The 3,656-nt window shown below is 49.7% G+C and carries 3 protein-coding genes and 1 riboswitch; all 3 genes read right to left on the reverse strand.

Going from position 1 to position 3,656, the window contains the following annotated elements; translation table 11 throughout:
• Nucleotides 1–229: 229 nt before the first annotated feature.
• Entirely contained in the window at nt 230–940 is a 711-nt protein-coding gene (locus tag QT984_RS29570) for a precorrin-2 C(20)-methyltransferase (protein ID WP_333058637.1), read from the reverse strand.
• Entirely contained in the window at nt 937–1,566 is a 630-nt protein-coding gene (locus QT984_RS29575; protein WP_333275228.1) for a precorrin-8X methylmutase, read from the reverse strand. The genes QT984_RS29570 and QT984_RS29575 overlap by 4 nt, the downstream gene beginning before the upstream one ends.
• A gap of 159 nt (nt 1,567–1,725) precedes the next feature.
• Nucleotides 1,726–3,393 (reverse strand): precorrin-3B synthase, encoded by a 1,668-nt coding sequence (gene cobG, locus QT984_RS29580; protein ID WP_333375569.1) that lies wholly within the window; start codon nt 3,391–3,393, stop codon nt 1,726–1,728.
• Between the two features lie 8 nt (nt 3,394–3,401).
• A riboswitch (adenosylcobalamin-variant (AdoCbl-variant) riboswitch) is annotated at nt 3,402–3,481 on the reverse strand.
• Between the last annotated feature and the right edge of the window lie 175 nt (nt 3,482–3,656).

Genomic DNA, 3,656 nt, shown 5'->3' on the forward strand with positions numbered 1-3,656 from the left:
ATTTGTTTATGATTGCTTTATTTGGTTTTCAATGTTCGTGACGGCTTTGTGTTCCGCCATGTAAATAAACATAAAGCATATTCTCAGGTTTGTAAAGTTTTTTAACAACAGATTAACTGATGATATGTATAAGATTGACTTATAAATAGCAGGAATGGTGGATAAATGGGAAAGAATGGACAAAAACTAGGTAAAGCCTGGAAGCGCGTCGCCTTCAGGCATGGAAATATTAAGATACAGACTTCTGCTGGCTAGGTATCATAATGAGAGCCCAATAGGGAACTTCAGCGGGCTCGACATCTGCGATCGCCCGAATTCGCTGATTCGGCATAGTTGCGCGTTCTATATACAATGCTCGATCGAACTGTCCCAACTCAATCAGTACGTCCCGGACTTTCGCAAAATGCCGCCCCAGTTTAATAATTACAGCAGCATCAACAACCGCCAGTCGATCGCGCAAAACCTCAGCATCCAGCGTCGCAGGCATAATACTTAACACATCGTTACGATAAGTCAGCGGCACTCCCAACGCAGCCGCACTCGCCATTGTCGAAGAAATTCCCGGCACAACTTCAGTGGTAAATCTCGCCGACAAACGGTTGAATAGATACATAAACGAGCCGTAGAGAAAAGGTTCGCCCTCACACAGCACCGCCACATCCTGTCCCTCGCTCAGATGGGCGGCAATTTTCTCGGCAGCAATATCATAATAAGGTTGAGACGATCGCGTCGGACTAAAAGGCAACGGCATCGGAATCTCAATTTGCTCCGGGCGCAGATAATCAGCAACGATCGCCCGCGCCAGCACCTTACCATTTTCCATCGCCGGATAGGCAATCACCGGCACCGATTGCAAAATCCGATAAGCTTTCAATGTGATCAATTCTGGATCGCCAGGGCCAATACCCAAACCGTACAATTTACCAGTAGCCTTAGTCATAATTCATCCTTTTTCGCTAACGCATTCACGGCTGCCGTGGCCATTGCACTGCCACCGCGCCGCCCGTGCAACGTAATAAATGGCACTCCCCGACTGTTGGCAGCGAGTTCGGCTTTGGATTCGGCAGCCCCCACAAATCCTACCGGGAAACCCAGAATTAAAGCCGGTTTGGGTGCTCCGGCATCCAACATTTCCAGTAGTCGGAACAAAGCAGTCGGGGCATTGCCAATTGCCACAACCGCACCCTGCAAGTTGTCCAGCCATAAATCAAGCGCCGCAGCCGATCGAGTATTTCCCATTTGTCGCGCCAACTCCGGGATTTCGGAATGCCAGAGGGTGCAAATCACCGGATTGTCAGCCGGAAGGCGTTTGCGAGTGATGCCTTCGGCCACCATCCGGGCATCGCACAGAATCGGCGCACCTGCGGCGAGGGCTTGGCGTCCGCAGGTGGCTGCACCGGGGGAAGCTGCTAAATCTGTAACAATATCGGTCATGCCGCAACTGTGAATTAGTCGCACGGCTACCGATTCTAAATCGGGCGGCAAGCTTGACAAATCTGCTTCGGCTCGAATTGTGGCGAAGGATTTGGTGTAGATTTCTGTTCCGTCTCGAATGTAGTCAATCATTGTTTAAAACTGCTATGGGAAGTTTGTGGGATTTGTGAAATAGATTTTTTGAATGAACCGCGAAGGCGCGTTAGCGAAGCGGCGCGTAAGCGCTAGGACGCGAAGGGAAAAATATCAAGATAGGTGCTTAAAACTTGTCAGTTTTAATGGTATATTTTTTCACTTTAAATTCCTATTTTCGGTGCTTAACAACTGCTGTAATTGGTCGATCGCCTGCCGATCGACAAACTCACCAAATGACTCCAAAGGCTCTCGAAACCGCTGATACACCCGCAACATTCGCTCGATCGCACCGGGCATCTCGACCGCACTCACCGCCGGAAAAATTGGTTGTCCGAAGGGCAAATCTTTTCTACCCGCATAAATGTCGTAACCTTCGATCGTCTCGTCTCCTCGCTCAATCTGAATTCCCACCAGCGTGATATCAATTGGCTGGTGCTGGGCGCAGGACTTTTGGCAACCGCTGAAATGAATGTTAATCGGCAGGTCGATCGTCAATTTTTGCGCTAAATCCCTCACCATTGATAGGGCGTGACTTTGAGTATCTGTCGCCGCCGACGCACAGCCGCTGCTGCCGGCACAAGCCACCAAGCACGAATCTAGGCGAGTCGCTGACGAGTGCAATCCCAAATCGGCGATTTGCTGTTTTACCTCAAAAAGCTGGGAGTTGGGGATATCAGAAATCAACAGATTTTGCCACGGCGTAAGTCTCAGGGTACCGCTGGCTAGATTTTGGGCTAAATTTGCCAAATTCCGCAGTTGCTTTGATTCTAGCCTACCGAGAGGCAGCGCAATTCCCATGTAGGAAAAACCGGACTGTCGCTGAGGATGAATGCCGAGATGTCGGGATTGTTCGATCGCCCTTGCAGATGAGTCGATCGAACGGGCGGGCAAGATGCCCACCCCACAAGGAAATTCACTCTTTGTGGAACAGGCATCTTGCCTGTTTTTGGGAAAGGCGATCGAACGGGCGGGTAAGATGCCCACCCCACAAGGAAATTCACTCTTTGTGGAACAGGCATCTTGCCTGTTTTTGGGAAAGGTGCAAGATGTGAATTGCCATAAAAATGGTAAATTCTGCTGTACCCTTTCTAGATAACTTTCAGCGCCCCAATCTGTCAGCAGGTGACGCAAACGCGGTTTTTTGCCATCAATTCGAGGTCGATTTTTGGTGTATTCAAGATAGGTGCTAGCGAGGGCGGCTAATACTGAAATACATTGCGATTCTTGGATGAAAATTCCTGTATCGCCGTTTAAATGCAGCCGAAAAACGATTTCTGATTGGGTTGAAAGCGCTTCAGCAGCTAATAAAATATCGTTGCGTAAAGCCTGGATCGAAACCGATTCCCCGCCGTCGAAGCCAATACTGAACTTAGGCGAAAGTTCCGACAATTCGGGATGCGTTTGCAGGTAATCATCCCAAGCTTTCACTAGCGGGCGAGTATCCAGTAACTGCTGGCGATCGATCCCTGCTGTCGGGCTTGCCATAATATTGCGAATCGGGTCAACTTCAACGCGGCGAGACGCTATCCCCAATTCCTGCAAGCGGTTCCAGACTTCCGGGGGAATTTCCGAGTGCACTTCTCGGATTTGCAAATTTCCCCGATTCGTCACTTGCAAACAGCCGGTACTGTATTGATCTGCCAAATCGGCGATCGTCCGACACTGCTGCGCGTTTAAAATTCCCCCCGGAATCCGCATTCTCGATAAAACTCCGTCTCGGGCTTGGGAACCGTAAAATAAACCCGGACAAGTCGGCAAATCAGTCAAAGCTAACAAATAATCTCCTCCCCGTGCTACGCAGGGAATCCAAAAGTAAACGCCCACAAAGCGCCCCCGAAATCGGCATTCTGACTTTTACAGTTGCGGCACAGCGCCGGAATTGCACCGGACTTTCCCGCTTTCAGGTTTTAGAAAGGTATCACGAGCTGACCCACAGAAAGCAAAACCCTCAACTTTCTTAACAAAACTTCTGGCGATTGCGTCGGGCCCCGCAAGCTACGGCCCTGTCTCTCCTCTCATCAGCTTTCCTAATCACACTCATCAGTTTAACTGTCGTCAAACCCCTTTACAAACCTTAACGATAGGCG

It is taken from the genome of Microcoleus sp. Z1_B2 (genome assembly GCF_036700325.1).
GTDB lineage: Bacteria > Cyanobacteriota > Cyanobacteriia > Cyanobacteriales > Microcoleaceae > Microcoleus.

Coding starts and splice junctions, on each gene's coding strand:
- QT984_RS29570 (WP_333058637.1), bottom strand. CDS start 940: ATGACTAAGGCTACTGGTAAATTGTACGGTTTGGGTATTGGCCCTGGC.
- QT984_RS29575 (WP_333275228.1), bottom strand. CDS start 1,566: ATGATTGACTACATTCGAGACGGAACAGAAATCTACACCAAATCCTTC.